Raw genomic sequence first — 25218 nt, forward strand, 5'->3', positions numbered from 1 at the left:
GCTTATCTCGCTGTGAAGGCTTTGAGCACTTGGCCCAGCCGTTCGTTCTGTTCAGGGGTGATTTCACGTCCGGCGCCATGGCCGGCATTGTCCTGCGTGAGGCAGGCCAGGCCCGAGAGCCAGTCGCCGAGATACCGCTGCGCCTGATTCGCTGGTTGCGCCGGTAGCACGGGCACTTGTCCCGGACTGATGTCGGTGTAGAACGAGAACAGCGGCGCCTTGGTACCGGCGCGGCTGTTCGGACGCTCGCTTACCGGCTTCTGGAGGTAGCCGAACCAGGACACGAAATCGCGCAGTACCCGTTGCACTTCCAGTACCTGGCGCTCGACCAGTTGATCGCGTCGTGCGCCGCTTTGTGCACGCTTGAGGACCGCACGGCTCAGTTGCCCCGGCAAGTCCTGGCGATAGCCGGCGGTGATCAATTCGTCGACCACCGCTTCCAGCAATGCTTTTTCCAACCCCAGGAGGTTGAGCAGGCTTTGCCGGGTGGTCAGTTCACGCAGGTGCGCAATCCAGGCCTTGAATGCCGCTTTGGCGAATCGATGTTCGTTGCTTTGCAGTTCGGGCGCCGGGGTGCCGGTGTTGCTGCTGACCGGCGCGTCGTGGCTCGGGTCGTCACCGAAATCGAAGTCGAAACCGGCGTCATTGCCGTACAGGCTCTGGCTCGGTGTCGGGGCGACTGGCTCGTCGTTCGCGGCCGGCTCGTCATCCGTTTCGTACACGCCACTGAGGTACAGGTCACGGACCTCTTCGCTCGGCATGTCGAGTTGATCGATCAGCTCGCCGAGCACTGCCGGGCGACGGCCCAGGCCGGTCAGAATCATCTGCGCCTGGGCTTTCTTGGCAGCAGCGGCTCCGTCGCCGTCGGCGTGGTACCAGGTGCTCAGACCGTGAGTGGTCAGGCCTTCGAGGCATTCGCTCAATTGCTCGCGGATGCGCTGCAGTTTGAATTCGAGATTGGCCACGCCTTTGAAACTGCTGCTGAAGTGGCTGATGCCACCGTCATCGTTGCGCAGCATTTCTTTCCAGGCGTTGGCAGGATCGTGGATGTGTTTGCACACCAGGTCGTTGCTGACAAAGCTTGTACCCAGGGCATCGACTCGCTCCTGGTAGCTGGCATTGAGGCCGGTTTCCGCACCCGTTGCGTCTTGCTCGATGAACGCCGCGTCCATGCGTGGTTTGCGCACCAGGAAGGTGTTCTGGAACGGTGTGCCGGCCCAGTCGCTCATCCAGCTCAGGCTGCCGAAGCGCTCCAGCATGGTCAGCTTGACCATGCCGTTCCAGCTCTCGTCGTACTGATCAGGCGTCAGGCTCAGGGAGTTGGTGATGCGCAGGTCGAGCATGGTCAACGCCCAGATCAGACCGGTGTCGCGCTTGCTGCGAGCGGCCGAGTCGGCGCCCTGGGTCTTTTCGATCCAGCGGGTCAGCACCGGGCCCACGTCGTTGACGTCGCTCTGCTTGGTCGAGCCGGTGCAGACCACCAGCGCGTTCATTTCCTGGTTGTCGGTGTAGCGCTCGAACAGATAGGCGACTTTGCCGCGCAGGATCAGCTGCGAAACCGAGTTGTCCTTGGTGGCGGATTGCGGGTCGTTGGAATCGGCGATCCCGTGCAGTTTCTTGCGCCCGCGATAACCCGGGAAGTCCAGCAAGTCGACCTGATTGACGATGTCATCCGCTGGCGCTTCGATCAGGCGGAAGGTCATTTCGGCGGTCAGTGCCGCCAGTTGCGCGACCGGGATGCCCTGACTGCTTTGCAGGTGACCGCCAACCAGCGGTCGAACATCAATCGGCAAGTCCTGCGGGCTGCCGAAGCGTTCGAGGATGTCGACGTTCATGATGCTGTCGCGCTGGCTGTAGGTGTCGTTTTCGAAACTCACCAACGCCTTCAATGGCGCGAACACGGTCTCAGGCAGGCCCAGCTTGTGCAACGCACCGGCCAGTTGCTGGTACACGCGCGTCAGCTCGCTTTGCTCTCCCCACAGGATGGAAAACAGCTCGGCGCGTTCCTGGAAATTCAGCCGAGGCGCCAGTTGCAACGCCTTGGGCCAATACAGGTGTTCGAGTTTCTTCACCGAGTTGCGGAAGTTGTCCCGCAGGTAATCCCACAGCGACACCAGATCATCGGCGTTGACGCCCGTTTGCAGTGGCCCGGTTTCACGGCCTTCGAACGGCTTGAGCACGCGCTGGATGCGCTCTTCGTCGATCTCGTAGGAAATGCGCTCAAGGTCGAAATCCTTGAACCAGGAGTTGGCGAGAATCTTCGCCAGCTCGATTTCCTTTAACAGCGTGAGCTCTACCGGAAAGTCATTGTCCTGACTCTCCGTCGCCCGACGGCTGAAGCGCGTCACCAGACCGGTGGCTTCCTTGCCACCACCCACCGGGTTGATGTGCTTGATGAAGTCCAGGCGCTGGCCACCGAAATCAGTTTCCAGTTTGCCGTTCTGACCGGCGGCGAGGGCCGAGATCAGGTAGGACTTGCCGGCTTGCGACAAGCCGAAAAAGCCAATGGTCATCGGCGTGCAGGCCACGCGACCGAGGCTGTGAGCCAGGTTGCGGGCGCGGTGCAGGCGGATGTTCAGGTTGTCGGCTTCGCTGTCCAGGCGTGGCGCGTTGCCGCGCGTCTGGGCAATCCAGTCCAGCGCCTGACCGGCACCGTTATAAACAGCGGCCCAACTGGCAGAGAGCTGAGTTTGATCGGGGGTCAGATCATTCATTTGCGTTTCACACTTCCACTGTCGAGCCAGTACTTGGTCTCGCTCAGGCCGGCGTCGAGCATGGTGTTGAGTTCCAGTTCGAGGTCGCTGCGCGGGTTGAAGTTGACGTTGCTACTGTTGGATTCGATGTCGCGAACCGAGAGGCGGTCGCTGACCAGATCCTGCTTGCGTGTGTACTTGTCCGCCGGCTTGACCTCGAACCGCACCTTGAGCAGCGGCGAGCTGCCGTTTTCACCGATCGCGCGGGAAAACTTCTCCCGACCGGCCTTGGTGAACCGCAAGGTATACAGCGGCGAGGCGGCCCAGCGGTCGGCGGCCAACTGACGGAAACCGAGGCGCAGATCGCCGCGCATTTCCAGTTGTGGCGTGTCGGCGGCATCGCCAACGCCGATTTCCGGCAGCTTGATTTTATAGTCTTCGGACTGGATGTCGCGGTACAGCACGTCGGCATCCTTGATCACGTTGTTCAGGTCGATGACCCCGATATTCTTGACCGTCGAATACGGCTTGAGCGCCGACGCACGGAAGTAGAAGTTCGGCACGCTGTGGTTGGCGCACAACAGGCAGAGCATCGCGCCGACCGATGCGGTGCTTTTCGGGTCGTCGATCCGGCCGTTCTTGTGGAACGGGTACCAGCCGCCAGTGCGGTAGTTTTGCAGCGCCAGAATGCGCCCCGGTGGCAGCGGCAGCACCTTGCGAATGAACGCCTGGATGCCAGGCAGGCGGGAAGGGCGGCCGGTCAGCAGCAAGACATCGCACGGGTAATGCGCGACGACTTCACACAGCGCACCGAGAATCTTGGTGATGTTGATCTGGTCGTTGAGGAACGCGGCGTGAAGCTTCTGCAGGTCGAAACTGATCGGCGCGTCATACAGGTCGAAACCGCTCTGACCGCCGACATCGCGGCGCACGGCGGCGTTGACGTAGTCGAGCACGGTCTGGCTGATCGCGTTGTCACCGAGCAATTGGCGGTAGCTTTGCGGGGTGACTTCTTGTGGCACTTGCGGATCGTAATGCTCGTACGCCTTGAGCAGCGCCAGGCCCAGCGGTGCGAACACTTGCAGGTTCAATTGCTGGCGCAGGATCATGTCCTGGGCGCTGACCGATTCATCGCCACACAGGCGTGACATCAGCGAATCCGGGGCTTTCACACCGGCGTTCTGCAAGGCTTTTTCGAAGCTCGGCAGGACGAAGTCCTGAATCACGTCCAGCAGGATGTCATCGCCGGCCACTTTGAAGCCATCGCGAAAACGCTGCTCGGGCACGATGTGCACGTTGCTGCCGCTGCCGGTGTTGCCGGCACGGTCGAGACGATAGTCAGTGATCACCAGGTCCGTGGTACCACCGCCGATGTCGATGGTCGCCAGGGTGATGCGTTCGCGGTCGGTCTTGTCTGGCCGGGCGATGGTGTCGAAAAACTCTTCCGGGTGACCGGCGAAATTCTCGTTGACCTCGGTGTACAGGTACACCAACTGTCCGCAGGACGCTTCGTCCCATTCCACGCGGATGCTCGGGATCGGCGTACGCGGGCTGACAGCCTGATCCTGATGCGGGTCTTCCTCGCCGGCATGCCAGCCGAGGCTTTTCCACACCAGGCCGATGGCTTGCAGCATGCGTTCGTTGAGAATGCTGCGCTCGGCCTGCGGCATGCCCGGCGGCACGGTCAGGGTGATGCTGTTGAGTTGGCGCGGCACGCGGGTGTGCCCCTGACGCGAGCGCTGGGCCGGGCTGTTGATTTGCGACAGCGCCTGGGCCAGTACTTCAGCGAGCATGAAGGTCATCAGCGAGCTGCGCGAATAACGCGGCATGAATACCGGCAGGCGATCGTCTTCTTCAAGGCTGTAAAGCGCCTCGCCGGTTTCATTGATCAGGTGCGAGAACGGCGCGGCAGTGGCGTACGGCTCGCTGTCGGTCTTGATGTACGAGCAGTTGAAGCGCCAGCCGTGGCCGTAGGCGTTTTCGTCCCACAGATAACGTTTTGGGCTGGACAGGCCAGTGGAGCCTTCGGTACCACGGCGACGGCTGGCCAGACGGCTGGCCTCATTGCCGACGCGGGCAATCGTTGCCCATTGGAACGCATCGTGCCGGCCGCTTTTCACCGAGCAGTGGTCCTTGCCGAAGTACGCCTGGGCGAATTCCACACGGCTTTCGAACGGCAGGTTGTAAGTGTGTTCGGGGGTGATCAGGTCACGCAGTTCCAGCACGTAGTTCTGTTTCAACCCGGAACCGGCCTGACCGTGGTTTTCGATCAGGATGCCGCAAGTGCGCGAGTTGCCGACGTCCAGCACCAGGTCCACCGGAATCGGTTTGACCAGGCCATTGCTGTCGTTGGCGACTACTTTCAGCTCAGGGATTTCAACTTTCGCACGGCTCGTCGACTGCTGGGCGGCGGACGGATTGCTCAGCAGACTGAGCAAGTTGAGGTAGTGCGCCAAGTGATAGTTGGCGCGGATGTCGGTGTCCAGCTCTGCGCGCGAGCGGTGGGCATTGCCCTCGTTGAACACTTCCAGCAGCCACTCGTTGACCCACGGCTGGGCCAGGAACCAGCGGGTTTCGCTGGCCTTCGTCGCCAGTTTGAAGGACACGCCGGAGCTGATGTCTTCTTCGTTTGGTGCCAGGTAAGCGGTGCCGTCACGCTTGGGCATCACGCGGCTGTCGAAGGCCATCGTCAGGCGGTGGGTGTTGCCGTCAATGTCGGGCGTCGCCAGTTTGACCAGGCGCATGCGCGACCAGTTGGTCGGGCCTTCGTCGAAGCGGTACGGCGGCATGAAGCGGAAAAACGGGGTCGGCAGCCAGACACCGTCGAGCAGCTCGAGGCTGCTTTTCATGTCGACGCTGAACGCAGGTTTGGCTTTTTCGACCTTTTCCGGCTCCGGCTCGTAGAAAAAGAAGTCTTTCTCTTCGTTGTACGACAGGCGGCAGATCAACCCGCTGATCATCGGCGCGAACTCGCCCGCCGGTTCTTTGCGAGGATCCAGGCGCAGGGCGAAATCCATGAACTGGATGCCGGTGTCGCTGACCAGCGTGACGGTGTCTTCGAATTGGGTGACTTCAGGCAACATGTCGGGTTATTCCGTTTTTATTCGGCCACGTGCCGCATGGACATGGGGAATTGTTCTTTGCCATAACCGCCGGTGCAGTCTGCGACGGTGGTCGCCCCTTTGCGGCAGTTGACCTTGGGCATGTCGTAAGTGCTGCCATCGCCACACACGGCCTGGCCCTGACTGTCGATGGCCAGGCTGCCACCCTTCATAGTAGCGCTCACCGGCCCGGTGCATTTCGTGCCGTCGGCCTGGTGTACGGTGACTTCGCCCTTACCGTCCTTGAGCTGGTATTCCAGACGCAGGGGTTTGCCGGTTCGGCTGTCCTGAATACCGGCACCGGCGCGGAACTGACCGTCGAGGAACTTGGCGGCACCGTCGGCGGCGTCTGGCGGAATGCTCAGGGGCGGGCCGGGTTTGGCGGCGGCGGATTTTTCGGCCTCGGGCGATGTGATATCCGGCGGCGCAGTTTTGTTTTCGGGTGGCGCAGTTGGGGCTTCGGCTGCCGGGTCTTTGGCTGCGTCTTTGGCAGGGTCTTTGGCCAGGTCGGCCGGCGCTGCATCAGCCTCTTTGCCCTCGACCGCCGGCGCTTCCACGTCATGGGTTCCGGTCACAGCGGTGCCGGTTCCAGTGGTAGAGCCTACAACGGTGCCCGTCACCGGAACGCCGTTCAACGTCGTGGCATTGCCGGTCAGGTGCGGCTCTTCCAGCTGTTTTTCCACCGGCACGATGCCCTCAGGCAGCAGGTCTACCGCGACCAACGGAATCGGCACGCAACCGCGTAAACCGAGCAACAGCCACAAAAGCAGCAGCAGGAAAGGCAGCAGCAACAGCCACCACCAGCGGCGCCACCACGGACGAGCAACCACCGGCACGACGGGCGCAACGACAGGCGCGGCTTCGACCACAGGGGGCAGCGTGAACGCGGGCGGAACCTGATAGAGGCAGTGCAGGGGGTCGCGATTGCCGGTACCGGCATGCTCGAAACCCCAAAAGGTCAGCACCGGCTTGCCTTGCACCAGGTAGACGAAATTCTCGTCGGGGAAATGAATCACGCGCTTGAGCAGCTTGCCGAACACGGCTTTGTCGCCTTGCTGCTGTTCGCCGGATTCAGTGCCCAGGAAACGCTGGCTCAATTCCTCGAGCGCGGTCTTCAGCGCTTCGAGTTGGCGGCGGGCAGGGGCGCGTTCTTCTTCAGTCGCGCTGCTCCACGGGATCACATCGCCGTCGAGGCCGCTGTACCAGTCGATCTGGTTGCCAAGTTCATCGCTTTGAGGGATGGCCAGATGATCGACCATTTCAGGGTTCTTGCGACGAATGGCTTCGCGCAATTGCAGGGCCGCCCGGTAAACCGGTTGACCTGTCTCGCCCAGGGCTGTGAATGACCCGCTCTTACCGCTGCGTAATAGTGCCCCGCGCATTCAAACTCCATATGTTCTGTTGCGCAAAAATGACAGACAAAGGTGTCTGTTCTTGCTCCTGCAATTAGCCGGCGACCTTAATGTCATAATGATGTCGCCGTCAATCTGCCGGAGGCCTCGAAACCGTATGAGACTAGCGTAAGCGTGCGTAGGTTGCATGGGGTCAATTTTTATTCGCTTGGGGAGGCTCGGGTGTCAGCTTTTTAAGCTTGCTGAATCGTTTCATCAGCGTTATAAAAAATGCACAACTCCAAGAAAGGCTTCCCCATGACTCCGCTCAAATTCCTCGTTGCCTTTAGCGCTCTGTCCGCCACCCACGCCATGGCTTGGGACTACGTCCTGCTCGACAGCGACAAGGCTGCCCAAAACTGGCAGATCACCAGCCAGCAACTCGGTGTGAAAACCGACAAACCCTTCTCCGTGACCCTTCGTAATTTGCACGGCGGTCGGCAGGAGGGCGTCAGCATTGTCGACATCGATAACGGCACAATGAAACTCTCGGTGGTCCCCACTCGCGGGATGAACGTTCTGCAGGCGTCGGTCGGTAATGTGCGCATGGGTTGGGATTCGCCGGTCAAGGACGTGGTCAATCCGTCCTTCATCGAACTCAACGGTCGCGGTGGGTTGGGCTGGCTTGAGGGCTTTAACGAACTGGTCACCCGCTGCGGCTATGAGTGGGTCGGTCACCCAGGCATGGATAACGGTGAATTGCTGACGCTCCACGGTCGCGCCGCCAACATCCCGGCCAGCAAAGTCACTTTGCACATCGATGAAAAACCGCCTTACGCCATCAGCCTGCGCGGCGAGTTGAAAGAGCAGGCGTTCAAGAAAGTCGACTTCTCGGTGATGACCGAACTGGTCACCGAACCCGGCAGCGCAGCGTTCACCCTCAACGACACCCTCACCAACAACGGCGATTATCCAAAGGAATACCAGGCGCTGTATCACAGCAACTTCAGCACTCCATTCCTGGAACAGGGCGCCCGTTTCGCTGCGCCGGTGAAGCAGGTCTCGCCGTTCAATGACAAGGCCAAAGGGGATCTGCCGGATTGGCAGACTTACCGTGCACCGACCAAGGACTATGACGAGACGGTTTACAACGTGGTGCCTTATGGCGACGCCAAGGGCGACACACTGACCGTGCTGCATAACAAGGCCGGGAGCCTTGGGGTGTCGGTTGGGTTTAATACTCAGCAGTTGCCGGTTTTTTCGTTGTGGAAGAACACGGATACGCAGGGGCAGGGGTATGTGACCGGATTGGAGCCAGGGACGAGTTTTTCCTACAACCGTCGGTATCAGCGGCCGCTTGGTTTGGTGCCGATGATTGGGGTTAAAGAGCAGAGGCAGTTCCAGATCCGGTATAGCTTGCTGGCGGATAAAGGGGCTGTGGATAAGGCTTTGAAAACGGTGAGCGACATTCAGGGTGGTCGGGAGACTGAGGTGCGGCAGGCGCCGTTGGTGGATTTGACCAAGGAGTGATTTCATCAGCTGGAGGTTGGCCGGTATTGCAGCGCTTCAGCCAGATGGCCACGAGTGATGTCATCCAGCTGCTCAAGGTCTGCGAGGGTTCGCGCAACTTTGAGCAGTCGATGCGCCGATCTGAGTGACAAGGTCAAACGCTCGCAGGCCGTTTCCAGCCAGGCTTCGTCGGTTGTGGATAACTTGCAGTGACGGCGCAGCCCCGGCAAATCAAGGAAGGCGTTGGCGCAACCCTGGCGTTTGTGTTGCCGCTCCCGGGCGTCGGCGACCAGTACCGCCGCAGTGGCGGTGTCATCGCCGGGTTTGAGCGCAGGATTCAACGCCGTGGCTTCGCGAGCGACGGTCAGGTGCAGGTCGATCCGGTCCAGGAGAGGCCCCGACAATTTGTTGCGATAACGCTGGACCATGTCCGGTGTGCAACTGCATTTGCCGCTGGGTTCGCCGAGATATCCACAGGGGCAGGGGTTCATCGCGGCCACCAATTGAAAGCGCGCCGGAAACCTCACGCGATCCTTGGCGCGGGAAATCACGATGTGACCGGACTCCAGTGGCTCCCTTAAAACCTCCAGAACTTTACGGTCGAATTCCGGAAGCTCATCAAGGAATAGAACGCCATGATGGGCGAGGGTGATTTCGCCAGGTTGGGGCTTCGAACCACCGCCTACCAACGCCGGGCCGGAAGCCGAGTGATGAGGCTGGCGGAAGGGTCGTTGCGGCCAGTGGCTCAAGGGTACGCAACTGGTGACTGATTGAATGGCTGCGACTTCCAGCGCCTCGTTTTCGGCCAGTGGAGGAAGCAGCCCCGGCAACCGACTCGCCAACAGTGTTTTCCCGGTCCCCGGCGGTCCGCTAAACAGCAGGTTATGAGCCCCAGCCGCCGCAATCAGTAATGCGCGCTTGGCCGATATTTGCCCCTGCACCTCATTCAAGTCTGGATACGGCTTGCTGGCGTAGAGCAACCCGTTGGAAACGTAGGGCTCAACCGGCGAATGTCCATTAAAGTGCGCAACGGCTTCCAGCAGGTGATCCACGGCAAACACCTTCAACCCTGACGCAAGGCACGCCTCCTCGGCGTTCGCCCGCGGCACCATCAGCGAGCGCCCGGCGTTTCGTGCGGCCAGCGCAGCCGGCAACACGCCCCTCACGGCACGTACCGCGCCTGACAGCGCCAACTCACCCAGGCATTCAATGTCATCCAGCGTCAGCGTCGGCACCTGCACGCTGGCGGACAGAATCCCCAGGGCAATCGCCAGATCAAACCGCCCGCCGTCCTTCGGTAAGTCCGCAGGCGCGAGATTCAGCGTGATGCGCCGCGCCGGGAATTGCAGGCCTGAATTGATGATCGCACTGCGTACCCGATCCTTGCTTTCCTTCACTGCCGCTTCGGGTAAACCGACCATCGTCAGGGACGGCAGACCGTTGGCCAAATGGACTTCTACGGTGACGGCGGGCGCATCGACACCAATCTGGGCGCGGCTGTGGACGATGGAGAGGGACATGGTCGTTCCTTGAGCTTTACGGGAACCGCTTCCTGCGGTTTTTTGAAGGGTAGTCGGGGGCGCGTGACGGCGCAGGCGCCAAATTTTCGCAGGATGTTGCGAGTGTCTTTCTGATGGGTGAAGCGTAAGGGAGTGGGGATTTACGACGTAATCAGTCGTGGGATGAGGTTGTTGTAGGACGTTGCCTGGATCTATGAAGGACGGCGGCGAAAGCTGAATCGAAGGCGAAAAAAAACCGCCTTGAGGAGGCGGTTTTTTGTTTGCAGGCTTCGGTGGAGCCAAGACCTGCACATCCTCAACGGAAACACTCACGGTGCTGAGACTATTCACCTTTTGTTGTCGAATCAAGCGTAGCGGGTGCCCTATAACCGGCGAGCCAGCCGCTTGGTTCCAATTCTTTACCGCGAGCCGCAGCGACCTCAAAAAAGTGACGTTGAGTGGCTGATACGTTCCCGGCCAGTCGGAGTGCCTCCGCATGATATCCAGCGATGAGTAGCAGTTTGGCTTTTCGTTTTCCGGGTTTCATAGCGATCTCTTTTGGATTTGAAGATGGTTTTACAGGTGGGTCAGCTTAAGAGGTGAGCGCGGTAGTGATGCAATGAGAATTGGTGCTCCTTTTTGTAGGAAGCGTCTTGGATTAAAAGGAGTTCTGAAGGCCTTTGGTAGTCCTTTTCCTAAAGCTTTGAAGGGCTGGCCAAGAGTCGCATTGGCGCATTTGCATAAGTGAATTCAGGTTATACACTCAAGATTAATGCATAACGTTAAGCTTTAAATTATGATCGTTAGCTTTAAGTGTTCTGAGACCGAGTACCTGTTTCGCAACGGTAGGACCCGTATGTGGTCAGCCATTTTGAGTGTCGTGGAACGAAAGCTGACGATGCTTGATGCTGCTGCCGTACTGATTGACCTTCGATCACCGCCGGGTAATCGCTTGGAGGCGTTGGGGGGAAATCGAAAAGGTCAGCACAGCATCCGTATCAACACTCAATGGCGAATTTGCTTTGTTTGGGGTCTTAACGGGCCAGAAAATGTCGAAATCGTCGATTATCACTGAGGTGAGTAATGACTAAGAATGGTATGCGCCCGGTTCACCCTGGCGAGATCCTCAAAGAGGAATACCTAGAGCCTCTGAGCCTTACGGCGGCAGCCTTGGCTAGAGCATTGAGCGTTTCGACACCAACGGTGAACGATATCGTGCTCCAGCGCCGGGGTGTCAGCGCTGATATGGCTTTAAGGCTATCTATCTGTCTGGACACGACCCCGGAGTTTTGGCTGAACCTGCAATCGACTTATGATTTGCGCAAAGCCGAGATTGAACGAGGGGCAGCGATCCGGGATCAGGTTGAGCGGCTTCCGCACTGCGCCTAATCCTGAATTCGTGAACCAACCCCACGCTACAACGTGGGGTTTTTTGTCGTTCAGAATGCCTGGAGTATTCGGGAAGCACGCTTCCACCACGGTGCATTAACCGCACGCTGCGGCCGTTCACTGTCGGGCAGCATGTGCGGAACATCCTGCAACCGAATCCACGGCTGGTTATCCCAGTGCAGCAAACTCAACGACATCTCCGGCCAGTTCAGCAGGCTCAGAATCGGGCGTTCGGTTGACGTCGGTTGTTGGGCATCTCTGAGGGCTGGCACTACGTCGTGGGTCAGCCATTCGCGCAGGCCTCGGTATTCGGGGCAGTAGTGGTAAACCAGCAGGGCGTAGACGCCGGACTCGCTGATTAGCAGGGTGTTTTCGATGGTGCCGTGGGTGAGGACTCGCGCGGACTGATGTTGATCGGGGTCGAGTTTGCGGACGGCGCGTTCGTCGAGGTAGAGGCGAAGCAGGCGGCCTAGGTCTCGGGCGCTGAACCAGGGTTGGTTTTGTAGGAGGAGGGCGTGGAGGTGGAGTTTGTGGCGGGTGAAGATGTGTGGAGTCAGATAGTTTTCGTCCATGGTGCAGTACCCAAATTCGCTTGATAGATGACTGCCACTTATCGTCGCCAAACAATAAGGGTGGCAGCTGCGTGCGGGTTGGCGAACCGGCCAAGCGAATACCGGCAGACCCGAAGGTCTCCCACACACAGCCGCCATATAACGAATCGAGGGAAATACCCGATATCGAATGAGGTTGCGTGCATAGCTTGGTTCCAGGTCGCCAAACCCAGTGCTGAATAATTCAGCTGAGAATGAGCTTAGGAGTCGGGGCTTTGCGACGCTATCGGACGGCGGATGTGATCTTTGTAGGACTCAGCCTGGAATTAGCGCGGAATCCGTAACGGTCGGAAGGTCGTTCCGACCTTATCGCGAGCAGGCTCGCTCCCACAGTTGATCGGTGGTGTTATTCGGTCGGTGGATTCAGCTTCGCTTCAAGCTCCGCCACCTTCGCCTCAAGACTCTCCAATCGAGCCCGCGTCCGCGCCAGCACGACCATCTGGCTATCAAACTCTTCCCGGCTCACCAGATCCAGCTTGCTGAAGCCACTCTGTAGCAGTGCCTTGAACTGGCTTTCGATTTCGCTTTTCGGCAGTGGAGTGTCGCCGCTGAAGAGGCGGGAGGCGGTGCCGGTCAGGGCGTCGAGGAAGTCTTTGGGTGCGAGCATGGCAAATGTCCTGTCAACAATGGCGGGCAGTGTATCACGCAGTGTCTATAGTCAATTCCGGCGGCAGGGATGCACGCTTTTCGCGCATGCGGACGGACGGCATCGCACCGTTGTTGTGCGTAACGCGTCAGGTGTTGCGGCGATGTGGCTGGCATCTACGGCCAAAGGCTTGAAAACTGAGGGTTTTGTGGAGATGGCAAGCTTTCTGCTTAGTCAGTAGCAACCCATGCACTGATGCAGTCGCTGTGACGAATGCAGTGCGCCAAGCGGAACGGGGAGTTGTTTCGTGAGGAGCGGTTAGCTGGCGTCGGACGGGCAGGTAAGGCCGACGATGCGTTACAAAGCCAGGCACTGCGCTTAGACTTGAGTCGGGTTTGTTTTCCTGGGGCAAGTCCACCAATTCGGGAGAGAGTTTTCATGAAGCTAGTCACTGCCATCATCAAGCCGTTCAAACTGGACGACGTACGCGAGTCGCTGTCCGAGATCGGCGTGCAGGGCATTACCGTTACTGAAGTCAAAGGCTTCGGTCGGCAGAAGGGTCACACCGAGCTGTATCGCGGCGCGGAATACGTGGTCGATTTCCTGCCAAAGGTGAAGATCGATGTCGCCATTGACGACAAGGATCTTGACCGGGTTATCGAGGCGATAACCAAGGCTGCCAACACCGGCAAGATCGGGGACGGCAAGATCTTCGTGGTCAATCTGGAACAGGCGATTCGCATCCGTACCGGCGAAACCGATACCGACGCAATCTAAGCCGCCACAAACCCAACGCCCCAGGAGAAAACAATATGACTCTGCGTAAATTCGCAGGGCTAGGAGCCCTGTTGTCCCTCGTAATGCCCGGCTTGGCTATGGCGGCAGACGAAGTGGCGGCCCCAGTCCTCAACTCCGGCGACACTGCCTGGATGATGACCTCGACAGCCCTCGTGCTGTTCATGACCATTCCCGGCCTTGCGCTGTTCTACGGCGGCATGGTTCGCTCCAAAAACATTCTTTCCGTGATGATGCAATGCTTCGCCATTACCGGTCTGATCAGCATCCTGTGGGTCATTTATGGCTACAGCATCGCGTTCGACACCACTGGCATGGAACAGGGCGTCATCAACTTCAACTCGTTCTTCGGTGGCATGGGCAAGGCATTCCTCGCCGGTGTCACGCCAGCGAGCCTGACCGGTCCCGCGGCGCTGTTCCCTGAAGCGGTGTTCGTCACCTTCCAGATGACCTTCGCCATCATCACCCCTGCGCTGATCGTCGGTGCCTTCGCCGAGCGGATGAAGTTCTCCGCCATGCTGATTTTCATGGGCGTCTGGTTCACCCTGGTTTATGCCCCCATCGCGCACATGGTCTGGTCCGGTAATGGCGGCCTGTTGTGGGACTGGGGCGTGCTGGACTTCGCCGGCGGCACCGTGGTGCACATCAACGCCGGTGTGGCCGGTCTGATTGCCTGCCTGGTACTGGGCAAACGCAAAGGCTTCCCGACCACCCCGATGGCGCCGCACAACCTCGGTTACACCCTGATGGGCGCTGCCATGCTGTGGGTTGGTTGGTTCGGCTTCAACGCCGGTTCCGCCGCTGCAGCCAACGGCACCGCCGGTATGGCGATGCTGGTGACCCAGATCGCAACCGCCGCCGCCGCACTGGGCTGGATGTTCGCGGAGTGGATCACTCACGGCAAACCAAGTGCCTTGGGTATCGCTTCGGGTGTTGTAGCCGGTCTGGTTGCAATCACACCAGCCGCTGGCACCGTGGGCCCGATGGGCGCTCTGGTCATCGGTCTGGCAGCCGGCGTGGTGTGCTTCTTCTGCGCCACCACCCTGAAACGCAAACTCGGCTATGACGACTCCCTGGACGCCTTTGGCGTGCACGGTATAGGCGGTATCCTCGGCGCGATCCTGACCGGTGTCTTCGCTGCACCGTCGCTGGGTGGCTTCGGCACCGTGACCGACATCGCCGCACAAGTCTGGATTCAGTGCAAAGGCGTGGGCTTCACGGTGATTTACACCGCGATCGTCACCTTCATCATCCTCAAGGTCCTGGACGCCGTCATGGGTCTGCGTATCACTGAGGAAGAAGAGGCCGTCGGCATCGATCTGGCACTTCACAACGAACGCGGCTACAACTTGTAAGTACGCGCACAAAAAAAACTTGCCCGGCTTGCCGGGCATTTTTTTGTCTGGAGTTTGTCAGTGAAGGAACTGCTGAAAGGTTTTTTCGTACACGTTTAGTGGCGTTTACGACGAGCGTTTTTCTGCGGCCAATGGCTTACATGATAGAAGGAATATTAGGGCCTTTGTTTTTTCCCAGAGCGCGCTAGAATGCGCCCCGAACGTGCGGAGAACTGTATGTGGCAACAGACTCTGATTACCCTGCGGGCGAGGCCCCGGGGCTTTCATCTGGTAACGGACGAGTTACTCGCTGGCCTGCCTGAACTCAAGGCATGTCGGGTCGGTCTGTTGCATTTGTGGCTGCAGCATACCTCGGCGTCGTTGACCATCAACGAGAACGCCGATCCGGCGGTACGTCGCGACTTCGAACGATTTTTCAATCGTCTGATCCCACAAGGAACAGACGGCTATGAGCATAACGACGAAGGCCTGGACGACCTCCCGGCGCACTTCAAGGCCAGCGTACTTGGCTGTCAGCTCAGTTTGCCGATTTCGGCAGGCCGACTGGCGCTGGGAACCTGGCAAGGCGTTTATCTGGGCGAGCACCGTGATTTTGGCGGTGCCCGTAAAGTCCTCGCCACCGTGCACGGTGAAGGGGCATAAACTGCTGGTTACCAGTGGTTGTAGAATTTTTTCCGGCGGCCTTCGACAGATGGCGTAGCTGGGCTATAACTAATCTGCTTTTCGCAAGTCATGAGGTAGAACATGAGCGACGATGATCTGGAAAACGACGACCTCGAAGTAGGCGACGACGACGAAACCGAAGAAGGTCTGGAAGCAGCGACGGACGACGTCGCTGAAGACGATGGCGGTGAAGCGCCCGTTCCGACCGCCAAAGGCAAAGCCAAGGCAGCGGTATCGGTCGATGAGCTGCCGAGCGTCGAAGCGAAAAACAAGGAGCGTGATGCTCTGGCGCGGGCCATGGAAGAGTTCCTGGCCAAGGGCGGCAAGGTGCAGGAAGTGGAGGCCAATGTGGTCGCCGATCCGCCCAAGAAGCCTGACAACAAGTACGGCAGCCGGCCTATCTGAGCCTGCTACTTGCTTGCTGAAAAAGCCCGCCGTCGCTGCGGGCTTTTTCATGGGTGAAACAAAAGCCGTGGGGCTACTTCGATCCCCTGTAGGAGTGAGCCTGCTCGCGATGCGGTGTGTCAGGCAATATAAGTGCTGAATGTCACACCGCAATCGCGAGCAGGCTCACTCCTACAAGGGGATATCGGTGATCTCAGGATTGGTGTTGGGCGTTCCAGAGGGCCAACAACGCCGGCAACTCGCTCAGGCTGCGAATTTCGGCATCCGGTGCCTTCTCGGCTTCCCAGACCTTGCCCGCCGGGTTGAACCAGATCGCGCGCAACCCTGCTTGTTGGGCGCCGGCAATGTCGTCACCCGGATGATCGCCGATATGCACGGCCGTCTCGGCCGTCGCACCGCCCCGTTGCAATGCCTCATGAAACAGTCGCGCATCCGGTTTGCCGATGCCGATGTCTTCGGCGCACAAGGCAAACTTGAAGTAATCCGCCAGCCCTAACCGACGCACATCGGCGTTGCCATTGGTGACCACGCCAAGCGCGTAGTGATTGGCCAGCGTCTCCAGGGTCGGTTGCACCTCCGGGAAGATTTCCAGCTGATGCCGCGCATGCAGAAACACTTCAAAACTCTTGTCGGCCAGATCCGAAGCTTGATCATGGTCGTAACCGGCCTCTTCCAGGGCGTGGAACAAGACTCGGCGACGCAGGGCGCTGATGCGGTGCTTGAAGCCCGGCTCACTGCTCAGGATCCGTTCGCGAATCGCCCACAAATGCTCCACCGGTACGGCGCCCAGATTTGGTGCATGCTCGGTCAGCCATTCACGCAGTACGGCTTCGGCGCTGACGATCACCGGGGCGGTATCCCACAGGGTGTCGTCGAGGTCGAAGGTGATTAATTGGATTCTCATGACTCATCGCCTTTGATGCGTTTGGCCCGTGGATGGGCGCTGTCGTAAACCGTCGCCAGGTGCTGGAAGTCCAGGTGGGTGTAGATCTGGGTGGTTTTGATGTCCGAATGGCCGAGCAATTCCTGAACCGTCCGCAAGTCCTGGGAGGACTCCAGCAAATGGCTGGCGAAGGAGTGGCGCAGCATGTGCGGATGCAGGTTCTGTCCCAGCTCGCGCTCGCCAGCGGCTTTAACCCGCACCTGAATCGCCCGTGGGCCGAGGCGCCGGCCTTGCTGGCTGACAAACACCGCGTCGTCCGCCGGGTTGGTCATGGCCCGTAGCGGCAGCCACAGCTCCAGCGCTTCGCGAGCTTTTTTGCCGACCGGCAGCAGTCGGGTCTTGCTGCCCTTGCCGAGCACTTGAACCATGCCGTCGGCCAGGTCCAGTTGATCCAGATTGAGCCCGGTCAGCTCCGACAGCCGCAAGCCCGAGGAATAGAACAACTCCAGAATCGCCTGGTCCCGACGTGCTAGAAAATCATCCTCCACCGCGCCCTCAAGCAGTTGCAGCGCGCGATCGGTGTCGAGGGTTTTTGGCAGACGACGTTCGCCCTTCGGCGGCGCCAGGCCATTGGCCGGGTCGTGGTCGCAGAGGCCTTCGCGGTTCAGATAGTGATAGAGCCCGCGCACCGCCGACAGCAGCCGCGCCAGGCTGCGCGACGATTGGCCCTGTGAATGCAGGCGAGCGATCAGGCTGCGCAGGCGCTGGATGTCCAGGGCCGCCCAACTGCTGATGTTCTGTTTGACACACCAGCCCAGCACTTTATCGAGGTCGCGACGGTAGGCGTACAGCGTGTGAGGCGACACCTGCCGCTCACTGCGCAGGTGTTCGCAGTAAGCGTCCAGTTGCCGTTCCATGATCAGCGTACCGAGCGCAGGGAGGTGTTGACCCGTGGCAGCACGCGGCCCATGACTTCGGCGATGTAGCTGAGGAACAGCGTGCCCACCGAGCTCTTGTAGTGCTGCGGGTCACGGCTGGCGATGGCCAGGACGCCGTGGATGCCTTGGTAACTGATGGCGACGACGGCGGTGGAACCGATCTGTTTGCGCTGTTCTTCGCCGAAGAGGAAGTCCAGTTCGTGTTCACGCAGGCTGCCGCTGACGCTTTTGTCTTCCGAGAGCAAGCCGCCGATGGCCGTTTGCGCGTCGGCATGGGTCACCCAGCGGCCCACCGGCATCGGGTTGTCACCCAGCAGAATCAGGCTGACGAAGGGCACCTGGAAGTCCTGGCGCAGACTGTCTTCGACGCTGATCACCACGTCTTCCAGGCTGGTGGCGTCCATCAGCGCGAGAATCAGGCGGCGGGTCTTGTCGAAAAGGCGGTCGTTGTCGCGGGCCACGTCCATCAAGTGCGAGAGGCGATGTCGCAACTCGATATTGCGGTCGCGCAGGATGGTCATCTGGCGTTCGACCAGCGAGATGGTGTCGCCGCGCTGGTGCGGAATGCGCAAGGTTGCGAGCAAGTCTTCACGCTCGACGAAGAAATCCGGATGAGCCTCCAGGTACGCGGCAGTCGCCGCCGCCTCAAGGCTTTCGGAAGGGGATTCGTCGGGCTGTAGGGCGGGAACCTGGGGCTTATCTTTCATGGATTCGACTCTCTTAAAGACGCACTTGTCCTTCATAAACGCGCACTGCCGGGCCGGTCATCATGACCGGTTGGCCAGGGCCTGCCCATTCAATGGACAGACGCCCGCCGGGCAGGTCGATCAATAGCGGCGAATCCATCCACCCCTGGCTGATCGCGGCCACTGCGGCAGCGCAGGCGCCGGTTCCGCAAGCCTGGGTTTCCCCGGTGCCGCGTTCCCAGACGCGCAGTTGCGCGCGGTTCCGGTCGATGACCTGGAGAAAACCGACATTGACCCGCGCCGGGAAGCGCGGATGGTTTTCGATTTTCGGCCCCAGTTCATGCACCGGTGCATTGTTAATGTCGCTGACCCGCAGCACGGCATGGGGGTTGCCCATGGACACGGCGGCCAGGTCGACCAGGGTGCCGTCGACGTCAACCTGATAGCTCGTGGCCTGCTCCGGCGCTTCAAATGGAATCTCGGCCGGCACCAGGCGCGGTGCGCCCATGTTGACACCGATCTGCCCGTCGCTGCGGATATCCAGTTCGATGATGCCGCTTTTGGTCTCGACGCGGATCTGCCGCTTCGCGGTCAGGCGTTTGTCGAGCACGAAGCGTGCGAAACAGCGCGCACCGTTGCCGCACTGTTCCACTTCGGAGCCGTCGGCGTTGAAAATCCGATAGCGGAAATCCACGTCCGGGTTGCTGGGCGCTTCGACGATCAGCAACTGGTCGAAACCGATACCTGTATGCCGATCGCCCCATTGCTTGGCGTGCTTGGGCAGGATGTGCGCATGCTGGCTGACCAGGTCGAGGACCATGAAGTCATTGCCCAGGCCGTGCATCTTGGTAAAACGCAGCAGCATGGTTTTACTCCGGCAGCAGGCTTTCGCCAGCAAACAACTCGGCTACCGTCTCACGGCGACGCACTTCAAATGCCTGATCACCGTCCACCAACACTTCAGCGGCACGGCCGCGGGTGTTGTAGTTGGAACTCATGACAAACCCGTAGGCGCCGGCGGAATGCACGGCCAGAAGGTCGCCTTCTTCCAGGGCCAGCTCACGATCCTTGGCCAGGAAGTCGCCGGTCTCGCAGATCGGCCCGACGATGTCGTAGGCACGGGCAGCGGAATTGCGCGGGCGCACGGCAGTGACGTCCATCCAGGCCTGGTACAGCGCCGGGCGGATCAGGTCGTTCATGGCCGCGTCGACGATGGCGAAGTCTTTGTGTTCGGTGTGCTTGAGGTACTCGACCTGGGTCAGCAGCACGCCGGCGTTGGCGACGACAAAGCGGCCCGGTTCGAACACCAGTGCCAGGTCACGACCGTCGAGACGCTCGCGCACGGCTTTGATGTAGTCGGCAGCCAATGGCGGCTCTTCATCGCGATAACGCACGCCCAAACCACCACCGAGATCGATGTGGCGAAGGTAAATGCCGCAATCGCCGAGGCGGTCGACCAGGCCCAGCAGGCGGTCGAGGGCGTCGATGAAGGGTGGCAGGGTGGTCAGCTGCGAGCCGATGTGGCAATCGACACCGACCACTTCCAGGTTTGGCAGTTGGGCGGCGCGGATGTACACGTCTTCGGCGTCGGCGATGGCGATGCCGAACTTGTTCTCTTTAAGACCGGTGGAAATGTACGGGTGAGTGCCGGCGTCGACATCCGGGTTCACACGCAGCGAGATCGGTGCGCGAACGCCCAGCTCGGCGGCGACGACTTGCAGGCGTTCCAGCTCATCGGTGGATTCGACGTTGAAGCAATGCACGCCGACTTCCAGGGCGCGACGCATGTCGTCACGGGTCTTGCCGACACCGGAGAAAACGATTTTGTCTGCGGTGCCGCCCGCTGCCAGTACGCGTTCCAGCTCGCCACGGGAAACGATGTCGAAACCGGCGCCCAGACGTGCCAGGACATTCAGTACGCCCAGGTTGGAGTTGGCCTTGACCGCAAAGCAGACCAGGTGCGGCATGCCGGCCAGCGCATCGGCGTAAGCCAGGTACTGGGCTTCGATGTGGGCACGGGAGTAGACGTAGGTCGGTGTGCCAAAGCGTTCGGCGATGGCGGACAGGGCAACACCTTCCGCGAACAGCTCGCCGTCACGGTAGTTAAAAGCGTCCATGGCGTTCCCTTATTGGTAGACGTCGTGCTTGTGTGCTTTCGACGGGCTCTTTTGCGAGGATTGAGCCTGCTCGGCGGGATCCTGGGAGTCGTCAGGCAGGTACAGCGGGCCTTTTTGACCACAGGCCGACACAAGGCAGGCAACCGCGACGAGCGCAGCAAGGGAAGAGATCAGGCGCTTCATGGCGAAATCCTTGAAAATGCGTTAATTGCGCCGGAGTATACCGGCCACCCGGCAGCTTGCCTATGCGACGGGGCTCCCGTCCGGCGGGGCTTGGACCGTAGCACGGTAACTTGTCCTGCGCGGTACTTGGATATTTCGTAACGCTATCGGGCCCTTGGTCGTTATCCTTTGCAATCACCGGGGCTCGCCCGTATCTTGCGGCGCTTGAGCGTGAGTAGACACTTTTTGAGGTTCCCGCAATGAGTTTGACTGAAGCCCGTTTCCACGATCTGGTCGATGCCACCCAGCAGACGCTGGAGGATATTTTTGACGAGTGTGACCTGGATATTGATCTGGAGAGCTCGGCCGGTGTGCTCACCGTCAAGTTCGAAAACGGCAGCCAGTTGATCTTCAGCCGTCAAGAACCGCTGCGGCAGCTGTGGCTGGCGGCCGTGTCCGGTGGTTTCCACTTCGATTACGACGAAGAGAGCAAGCGCTGGATGTGTGACAAGAGCGACGAACAACTCGGCGAGATGCTCGAGCGCATCGTCAAGCAGCAAGCTGACGCCGAGCTCGATTTCGAAGGTCTGTGAGATCGTGACCCAACCTGCGCCCGCTCGTCCGCCAAAACCGCTCTACAGCAATGTCAGCCCGGCGGTGGCTTCGCCGTGCAGCGGTGTGTGTCGGCTGGATGAGCAGAAGGTCTGCCTTGGGTGTTTTCGCCATGTCGAAGACATCCGCGAATGGCGCTCGGCCGATGATGATCGCCGGCGAGTCATCTGCGCCCAGGCCATCCAGCGCAAATCCTTGGCATAAGTGCTTTTGTGGCGAGGGAGCTTGCTCCCGCTCGGTTGCGAAGCAACCGCAAGATTTTGGGCCGCTTCGCGCCCTAGCGGGAGCAAGCTCCCTCGCCACAAAGGTCTACGTCGGGCCGTGATCGCCCCTGACTTGTATATTTATTGAGCTGTGATAGTGTCGAGAAACGCCTCAACCCATCGAGGCTCGTGAAAACCCCGCCTTTTTCTGGCGGGGTTTTGCTTTTTCTGTGCAGAAGAAAGGAGTCTGCCTCTATCATGACCGCACCTTCCATCACCCTTACTCGTCTGGACGTGCAACGTCTGGAACGCCTGATCGACAGCCTGGATGACACGCTGCCGGGTGTAATCGCGCTGCAAACCGAACTGGATCGCGCGGATACCGTGGTCGGTCACGATGAAGTGCCCGCCGATGTCGTGACCATGAATTCTCGTGTGCATTGCCGCGAAGAAGGCAGCGGCAAGGACTATCACCTGACGCTGGTTTACCCCAAAGACGCCAATGCCGACGAAGGCAAGATTTCCATTCTGGCGCCGGTCGGCAGCGCACTGCTCGGCCTGAAAGTCGGTCAGCACATCGACTGGCCGGCACCGGGCGGCAAGACGCTCAAACTGACGCTGCTGGAAGTTGAATCGCAGCCAGCCGAGGGCGGCCACTTCCCGGAATGAACCCCTCAGACCTGATCGAGCGCCTCGTTCAATGCGCGCTCCAGGTCAGCCTTGTAGCGCAAATACAAAATGCTTGAACTCTGACCATCACCGAGCAGGCCCGACAGGTCCAGGTCGGTGATGTAGCAGCGATAGCGTTCGGTTTCACGGCGCTGCTCGACGATTTCCCGGGCGACCACGCTGAACAGTTGGTCGCCATGTTCCAGCTCTGAAAACTCCCGCTGATTGCAATACAACGTGACCTGCACCTCCCCCGGTGCGGCTTTGCCGATAATCGCCTGCACGTCGTAGAACGGTTTGTTGACCGGGGTTTGCGGCGCTGGCCGAGCTTCGACCCGACGCGCCCGCACGGGGCCGGAGGGCAGCAGTTGGTAATACAAGGTGTCCAGGCTCAGCGGCTGGGCGGCGTCCATCGGCAACAAGGCATCGCGCCGGTACTGGATCGATTGCAGGAAACGTTGCAGCGGCACCAGCAAGCTTTGCTCGTCGTGGTAGGGCAAGCGCTGCTGCCACAGGGCATTGAATTCATCCAGCACGTACAGGTCGGCGTGGTATTCGCTGATCCGGTAGAACACCTGAATGCAATCGGGCTGGCCCATCGGCAGGACCAGCGCCAGGTCGTGGTCTTCCAATGCCATCGGGTCCAGGTGCAGCGGGCTGTAGCTTGCCAGCTCTTCGCCCAGGAAATCGACCAGCGCCGGCAGTGTGGCGAGGGCGACATGATTGACCTGGCCGGGCACCAGCTCCAGCACGTGGTAGTGCTGCTGGACCTGAATCAGGTAGCGATGATTGAGTTTGCTCAACAGCAGGTTCTGCGCGGTGTCGAGGATCTCTTCGACCCGCCGGGCGATGAACTGTGCGCGGTTGTGGCAGAAGCAACGAACCCGCAACGTGGGCTGTTGTAGCCCGCCGGGCAGGTTGTTGAGGTAATCGCGCACGCAGTCGAGCAACGCGTGGGGGCCGTCGAAGCGGTTGACCAGCACTTCGTTCCAACTATTGAGCGTGACCTGATCCAGGGTCAGCACCAGGTTTTCCCGGACACCGGCGTAACTGAGGGAATCGGTGCGCTCGGTGGTCATCAGGATGTTCAGGTCGCGGTGGTGCTTGAGAGGATCGACGCCGACGTTCACCAGAATCAGCACTTCGCTCGGCACACTGGCGCGCAGTAACGGTTCTTCGTCGACGGTTGTCAGCGGCAGGACAATGCTCTGTTGCAGGCTGCCGAGCAGGTTGAACAGTTCGAACTCGCTCAGGTCGCTGCTTCCGGGGTGCAAGGCCAGGCGAGTGCTGCTGTCGATCACGCCATTGCGGTGGCACCAGGTCAGCAGATCCAGCAATTGGCGGCTGCGCTTGATCGGTGCGAAATGTTCCCATTCGAGGGCCGTCAGGCTGCCGTTGTACAAACCCCACTGAGTTTGACCCGATTCTTTTTTGTTCGGCGCGTGCACCAGCGTAAGGGTGTCTTCGGCCAGGTCCGGGGCGATGCCGGGGTTGATGAACTCGACCTTGTCGGCCTTGCGCTCGAAGGCCGCGTACAACCGTCGACCCAGCACGTTGAGGTCGCGCTTGTTGATCAGGCTGACGGTCTGTTCATTACGGGCGAACTGGGTCAGAAAGCGGTAGCTGTAATTGAGCTCATTGACCAAAGCCCTGCGTTCAGAGCCGACCTGGCGGACTTTCCACTGGCTGCGGCTGTCGAGCAGGGCCAGTTGACGATGATCCCACTGCCATTCGTGGGCCAGGCGTTTGAGCAACGAACGCTGCCAGCTCTGAGTGCGACTGTTGCTGCCGGTGAGCTTGCGATTGACCTTCAGGTACAGCGCCCGGCGTACCAGCTCCAGCCGTTCCGGCTCGCCACGGGCGGTCAGGTATTCCTCGATGCGCCGGTAGACCACGACGTACGGGTCCAGCTCGTCAAGGTCGAGCCGATTGGCAAACACCGCTTGTTTGAAGCGCAGGCTCAGGCAATGAACCTTGGGGTGTTCGCTGGCATAGACCTCGATCAGCAGCAGTTTGAGCACCGATTTGTACGGCGACTCGATGCCCTTGAACAACTGCCAGAGTCCGGCGCCGATGAATTCACCCGGCGGGATATAGGCCAGATGCCCCAGGTCCAGGGTTTCGTCGGTACGAATGAAGCGCTTGGACATCAGCGTGTGGGTGTAACGGTCGTAGCTCGCTTCTTCATAGACCGGCACCAGCCACCAGATGGGCGTGCGTCCGGCCAGCCAGATCGCAGTGCGATAAAACTCGTCCAGCAGCAGATAGTGCTGGGTGGTGCCGCAGTCTTCCGAGCTCATTTGCGTATCACGTTCGCCGCGTACGAAACGGGTCGGGTCGATCAGGAAGAAATGTGCCTCGGCGCCCTGGCTGGCGGCCCAGATTTCGAGGAGCTGGCATTTTTTACGCAGTTCAGTGAGCTCGCTTTCGCTCAAGTCCGGCCCGTGACAGACCCACATGTCCATGTCGCTCTGGTCGGCCTGGGCGAGGGTGCCGAGGCTGCCCATCAGGAACAGGCCGTGAATCGGTCGCGGCGGATTGCTGCCATGGCGGGGCTTATAGGAAAACGAGCGGGTCAGGCGTTGGGCTTCGGCGAGGGTGTTGGCGTCGGGTTCGTAATTCGACAGCCCGGCCGGCGTGCTGCCCGAAACGTACCCTGGCAACAGTGGATGATTGACGTGGAAAAACAGCGGCAACAAGGTCAGCACCGCTTGCTGGCGGGTCGACAACCCTTCCATGGCGCGGGCCATACGGCCTTCATTGAGCTTCAGAAAACGTGCGCGCAGTTGATTGAGAACCTTGCGGTCGATTCCCTCGTCCAGATCGGGGCGGATTTCATGGTGGCGGGTCATGTCAGCTCAAACCGGCTCGCGGGGCACAGACGTGGGTGTCTGCGGATGAGGGGCAGTTTAGCGCCTCGGCTCCAGGACTTTTAAGCTGATTTTGTTTTTCTAGCGTCAGATTTTTATCGCGGGGCGACGGCAGGCAACAGGGCAGGTAACGAAATGTGC

At 60.0% G+C, this 25218-nt stretch carries 23 protein-coding genes; 10 read left to right on the forward strand and 13 right to left on the reverse strand.

Going from position 1 to position 25218, the window contains the following annotated elements:
• Window positions 1-2: 2 nt before the first annotated feature.
• From ABH912_RS21460 to ABH912_RS21470, 3 genes are read right to left on the reverse strand one after another with little or no spacing between them, the layout of a single operon-like run.
• Window positions 3-2714: a putative virulence factor gene (locus ABH912_RS21460; protein WP_429511601.1), complete on the reverse strand. Its 2712-nt coding sequence runs from the start codon at window positions 2712-2714 to the stop codon at window positions 3-5.
• On the reverse strand, window positions 2711-5776 hold the full coding sequence (locus ABH912_RS21465) for a virulence factor SrfB (protein ID WP_429511602.1): 3066 nt from the start codon (window positions 5774-5776) through the stop codon (window positions 2711-2713). Before ABH912_RS21465 ends, ABH912_RS21460 begins: the two co-directional genes overlap by 4 nt.
• A gap of 17 nt (window positions 5777-5793) precedes the next feature.
• The gene (locus ABH912_RS21470; RefSeq protein ID WP_429511603.1) at window positions 5794-7176 is read right to left on the reverse strand and encodes an SrfA family protein; all 1383 of its coding nucleotides are present in this window, start codon (window positions 7174-7176) and stop codon (window positions 5794-5796) included.
• 267 nt (window positions 7177-7443) lie between these two features.
• On the opposite strand from ABH912_RS21470, the gene ABH912_RS21475 reads away from it, so the two are divergent.
• Window positions 7444-8655: an aldose 1-epimerase family protein gene (locus ABH912_RS21475; RefSeq protein ID WP_429511604.1), complete on the forward strand. Its 1212-nt coding sequence runs from the start codon at window positions 7444-7446 to the stop codon at window positions 8653-8655.
• Window positions 8656-8660: 5 nt separating this feature from the next.
• Here the strand turns inward: ABH912_RS21475 and ABH912_RS21480 are convergent, their stop codons facing one another.
• The gene (locus ABH912_RS21480; protein WP_033060699.1) at window positions 8661-10154 is read right to left on the reverse strand and encodes a YifB family Mg chelatase-like AAA ATPase; all 1494 of its coding nucleotides are present in this window, start codon (window positions 10152-10154) and stop codon (window positions 8661-8663) included.
• 775 nt (window positions 10155-10929) lie between these two features.
• Here ABH912_RS21480 and ABH912_RS21485 point away from each other — a divergent pair.
• Window positions 10930-11208, forward strand: coding sequence for a type II toxin-antitoxin system RelE/ParE family toxin (locus ABH912_RS21485; protein WP_082459222.1), 279 nt, complete (start codon window positions 10930-10932; stop codon window positions 11206-11208).
• A gap of 8 nt (window positions 11209-11216) precedes the next feature.
• On the forward strand, window positions 11217-11522 hold the full coding sequence (locus tag ABH912_RS21490) for a HigA family addiction module antitoxin (protein ID WP_030129123.1): 306 nt from the start codon (window positions 11217-11219) through the stop codon (window positions 11520-11522).
• A gap of 50 nt (window positions 11523-11572) precedes the next feature.
• Here the strand turns inward: ABH912_RS21490 and ABH912_RS21495 are convergent, their stop codons facing one another.
• Complete coding sequence (locus ABH912_RS21495) at window positions 11573-12094, reverse strand: BRO-N domain-containing protein (RefSeq protein WP_429511605.1); 522 nt, start codon at window positions 12092-12094, stop codon at window positions 11573-11575.
• Between the two features lie 385 nt (window positions 12095-12479).
• A complete protein-coding gene (locus ABH912_RS21500; protein WP_008030504.1) occupies window positions 12480-12740 on the reverse strand; it encodes an accessory factor UbiK family protein in 261 nt (86 codons plus the stop codon).
• 417 nt (window positions 12741-13157) lie between these two features.
• On the opposite strand from ABH912_RS21500, the gene glnK reads away from it, so the two are divergent.
• The 4 genes from glnK to sutA all read left to right on the forward strand — a co-directional run bounded on the left by glnK (window position 13158) and on the right by sutA (window position 15937).
• Entirely contained in the window at window positions 13158-13496 is a 339-nt protein-coding gene (gene glnK / locus ABH912_RS21505) for a P-II family nitrogen regulator (protein ID WP_002555808.1), read from the forward strand.
• 35 nt (window positions 13497-13531) lie between these two features.
• Window positions 13532-14869, forward strand: a complete 1338-nt coding sequence (locus tag ABH912_RS21510; protein WP_033060693.1) for an ammonium transporter — start codon at window positions 13532-13534, stop codon at window positions 14867-14869.
• A gap of 216 nt (window positions 14870-15085) precedes the next feature.
• Window positions 15086-15511: a secondary thiamine-phosphate synthase enzyme YjbQ gene (locus tag ABH912_RS21515; RefSeq protein ID WP_033060691.1), complete on the forward strand. Its 426-nt coding sequence runs from the start codon at window positions 15086-15088 to the stop codon at window positions 15509-15511.
• 102 nt (window positions 15512-15613) lie between these two features.
• Window positions 15614-15937, forward strand: coding sequence for a transcriptional regulator SutA (gene sutA / locus ABH912_RS21520; protein WP_033060690.1), 324 nt, complete (start codon window positions 15614-15616; stop codon window positions 15935-15937).
• Window positions 15938-16130: 193 nt separating this feature from the next.
• On the opposite strand, the gene ABH912_RS21525 is transcribed toward sutA, so the two are convergent.
• Genes ABH912_RS21525 through lptM form a run of 6 tightly spaced genes read right to left on the reverse strand, consistent with a single transcriptional unit; the run spans window position 16131 to window position 20744 of the window.
• On the reverse strand, window positions 16131-16841 hold the full coding sequence (locus ABH912_RS21525) for an HAD family hydrolase (protein ID WP_429511606.1): 711 nt from the start codon (window positions 16839-16841) through the stop codon (window positions 16131-16133).
• Window positions 16838-17737 (reverse strand): tyrosine recombinase XerC, encoded by a 900-nt coding sequence (gene xerC / locus ABH912_RS21530; protein ID WP_429511607.1) that lies wholly within the window; start codon window positions 17735-17737, stop codon window positions 16838-16840. The genes ABH912_RS21525 and xerC overlap by 4 nt, the downstream gene beginning before the upstream one ends.
• Before the next feature lie 2 nt (window positions 17738-17739).
• Entirely contained in the window at window positions 17740-18465 is a 726-nt protein-coding gene (locus tag ABH912_RS21535; protein ID WP_429511608.1) for a DUF484 family protein, read from the reverse strand.
• Between the two features lie 13 nt (window positions 18466-18478).
• Complete coding sequence (gene dapF, locus ABH912_RS21540) at window positions 18479-19309, reverse strand: diaminopimelate epimerase (protein WP_046053813.1); 831 nt, start codon at window positions 19307-19309, stop codon at window positions 18479-18481.
• Between the two features lie 4 nt (window positions 19310-19313).
• Window positions 19314-20561, reverse strand: a complete 1248-nt coding sequence (lysA, locus tag ABH912_RS21545) for a diaminopimelate decarboxylase (protein ID WP_033060684.1) — start codon at window positions 20559-20561, stop codon at window positions 19314-19316.
• A 9-nt stretch (window positions 20562-20570) separates the two neighbouring features.
• The gene (lptM, locus tag ABH912_RS21550) at window positions 20571-20744 is read right to left on the reverse strand and encodes an LPS translocon maturation chaperone LptM (protein WP_033060682.1); all 174 of its coding nucleotides are present in this window, start codon (window positions 20742-20744) and stop codon (window positions 20571-20573) included.
• Between the two features lie 239 nt (window positions 20745-20983).
• Between lptM and cyaY the strand changes: the two genes are divergently transcribed.
• From cyaY to rnk, 3 genes are all read left to right on the forward strand, one after another.
• A complete protein-coding gene (gene cyaY, locus ABH912_RS21555; RefSeq protein ID WP_008150266.1) occupies window positions 20984-21316 on the forward strand; it encodes an iron donor protein CyaY in 333 nt (110 codons plus the stop codon).
• Window positions 21317-21320: 4 nt separating this feature from the next.
• Window positions 21321-21539 (forward strand): DUF1289 domain-containing protein, encoded by a 219-nt coding sequence (locus tag ABH912_RS21560; RefSeq protein ID WP_429511609.1) that lies wholly within the window; start codon window positions 21321-21323, stop codon window positions 21537-21539.
• A 257-nt stretch (window positions 21540-21796) separates the two neighbouring features.
• Entirely contained in the window at window positions 21797-22207 is a 411-nt protein-coding gene (gene rnk, locus ABH912_RS21565) for a nucleoside diphosphate kinase regulator (protein WP_033060680.1), read from the forward strand.
• A gap of 5 nt (window positions 22208-22212) precedes the next feature.
• On the opposite strand, the gene ABH912_RS21570 is transcribed toward rnk, so the two are convergent.
• Complete coding sequence (locus ABH912_RS21570; RefSeq protein WP_429511610.1) at window positions 22213-25059, reverse strand: class I adenylate cyclase; 2847 nt, start codon at window positions 25057-25059, stop codon at window positions 22213-22215.
• Window positions 25060-25218: the final 159 nt, after the last annotated feature.

The sequence above is a fragment of the Pseudomonas sp. BT76 TE3572 genome (assembly GCF_050435365.1).
Taxonomy (GTDB): domain Bacteria; phylum Pseudomonadota; class Gammaproteobacteria; order Pseudomonadales; family Pseudomonadaceae; genus Aquipseudomonas; species Aquipseudomonas fluorescens_W.

What these genes read in the sequence shown, in the direction of transcription:
- ABH912_RS21460 (WP_429511601.1), bottom strand. Translation starts at nt 2,714, where the DNA reads ATGAATGATCTGACCCCCGATCAAACTCAGCTCTCTGCCAGTTGGGCC.
- ABH912_RS21465 (WP_429511602.1), bottom strand. Translation starts at nt 5,776, where the DNA reads ATGTTGCCTGAAGTCACCCAATTCGAAGACACCGTCACGCTGGTCAGC.
- ABH912_RS21470 (WP_429511603.1), bottom strand. Translation starts at nt 7,176, where the DNA reads ATGCGCGGGGCACTATTACGCAGCGGTAAGAGCGGGTCATTCACAGCC.
- ABH912_RS21475 (WP_429511604.1), top strand. Translation starts at nt 7,444, where the DNA reads ATGACTCCGCTCAAATTCCTCGTTGCCTTTAGCGCTCTGTCCGCCACC.
- ABH912_RS21480 (WP_033060699.1), bottom strand. Translation starts at nt 10,154, where the DNA reads ATGTCCCTCTCCATCGTCCACAGCCGCGCCCAGATTGGTGTCGATGCG.
- ABH912_RS21485 (WP_082459222.1), top strand. Translation starts at nt 10,930, where the DNA reads ATGATCGTTAGCTTTAAGTGTTCTGAGACCGAGTACCTGTTTCGCAAC.
- ABH912_RS21490 (WP_030129123.1), top strand. Translation starts at nt 11,217, where the DNA reads ATGACTAAGAATGGTATGCGCCCGGTTCACCCTGGCGAGATCCTCAAA.
- ABH912_RS21495 (WP_429511605.1), bottom strand. Translation starts at nt 12,094, where the DNA reads ATGGACGAAAACTATCTGACTCCACACATCTTCACCCGCCACAAACTC.
- ABH912_RS21500 (WP_008030504.1), bottom strand. Translation starts at nt 12,740, where the DNA reads ATGCTCGCACCCAAAGACTTCCTCGACGCCCTGACCGGCACCGCCTCC.
- glnK (WP_002555808.1), top strand. Translation starts at nt 13,158, where the DNA reads ATGAAGCTAGTCACTGCCATCATCAAGCCGTTCAAACTGGACGACGTA.
- ABH912_RS21510 (WP_033060693.1), top strand. Translation starts at nt 13,532, where the DNA reads ATGACTCTGCGTAAATTCGCAGGGCTAGGAGCCCTGTTGTCCCTCGTA.
- ABH912_RS21515 (WP_033060691.1), top strand. Translation starts at nt 15,086, where the DNA reads ATGTGGCAACAGACTCTGATTACCCTGCGGGCGAGGCCCCGGGGCTTT.
- sutA (WP_033060690.1), top strand. Translation starts at nt 15,614, where the DNA reads ATGAGCGACGATGATCTGGAAAACGACGACCTCGAAGTAGGCGACGAC.
- ABH912_RS21525 (WP_429511606.1), bottom strand. Translation starts at nt 16,841, where the DNA reads ATGAGAATCCAATTAATCACCTTCGACCTCGACGACACCCTGTGGGAT.
- xerC (WP_429511607.1), bottom strand. Translation starts at nt 17,737, where the DNA reads ATGGAACGGCAACTGGACGCTTACTGCGAACACCTGCGCAGTGAGCGG.
- ABH912_RS21535 (WP_429511608.1), bottom strand. Translation starts at nt 18,465, where the DNA reads ATGAAAGATAAGCCCCAGGTTCCCGCCCTACAGCCCGACGAATCCCCT.
- dapF (WP_046053813.1), bottom strand. Translation starts at nt 19,309, where the DNA reads ATGCTGCTGCGTTTTACCAAGATGCACGGCCTGGGCAATGACTTCATG.
- lysA (WP_033060684.1), bottom strand. Translation starts at nt 20,561, where the DNA reads ATGGACGCTTTTAACTACCGTGACGGCGAGCTGTTCGCGGAAGGTGTT.
- lptM (WP_033060682.1), bottom strand. Translation starts at nt 20,744, where the DNA reads ATGAAGCGCCTGATCTCTTCCCTTGCTGCGCTCGTCGCGGTTGCCTGC.
- cyaY (WP_008150266.1), top strand. Translation starts at nt 20,984, where the DNA reads ATGAGTTTGACTGAAGCCCGTTTCCACGATCTGGTCGATGCCACCCAG.
- rnk (WP_033060680.1), top strand. Translation starts at nt 21,797, where the DNA reads ATGACCGCACCTTCCATCACCCTTACTCGTCTGGACGTGCAACGTCTG.
- ABH912_RS21570 (WP_429511610.1), bottom strand. Translation starts at nt 25,059, where the DNA reads ATGACCCGCCACCATGAAATCCGCCCCGATCTGGACGAGGGAATCGAC.